Raw genomic sequence first — 555 nt, forward strand, 5'->3', positions numbered from 1 at the left:
GGTTGTGCAGGATGCAGCGGAGATGATCTTGTCATCGGCGGTGATGTCGCCATGGTTGATGCCATGCACGATGTTCTTCAGCTCACCCTTGCCCGGCGCGGTCAATACGACGCGAGCAACACCCGGGCACTTGAGGTGCTGACCCAGGCCTTCGGCGTCACGCCACGTGCCAGTGTTGTCGACAAGCAGCGCGTTCTCGATGCCGTACTGGGTGTAATCCACCGAGGACGGATCGTTGGAGTAGATCACCTGAATCAGGTTGCCGTTGGCGGTGATGGTGCTGTTCTCTTCGTCGATGGTGATGGTGCCATCGAAAGGACCATGCACCGAGTCGCGACGCAGCAGGCTGGCACGCTTGACCAGATCGTTGTCCGCGCCCTTGCGCACGACGATGGCGCGCAGGCGCAGGCCGTCGCCACCACCGGTCTTCTCGATCAGGATGCGCGCCAGCAGGCGGCCGATGCGGCCAAAACCGTACAGCACGACGTCAGTACCCTTGTGCCCGGTAGCCGCGTGACGCTTGTCGGCGACCTCGGCCAGCTCTTCGCGCACGAA

Annotated in this window: 1 protein-coding gene; it reads right to left on the reverse strand. The window is 62.7% G+C overall.

The window, feature by feature from the left end:
* The coding region (locus CXQ97_RS21170) for a glyceraldehyde 3-phosphate dehydrogenase NAD-binding domain-containing protein (RefSeq protein WP_368784526.1) at nucleotides 1-555 on the reverse strand (555 nt) is incomplete at both ends.

Origin of the sequence: Arthrobacter sp. B0490, from assembly GCF_002929355.1 — a bacterium.
In the GTDB taxonomy this organism is placed as follows: Bacteria; Actinomycetota; Actinomycetes; order Actinomycetales; family Micrococcaceae; genus Arthrobacter_D.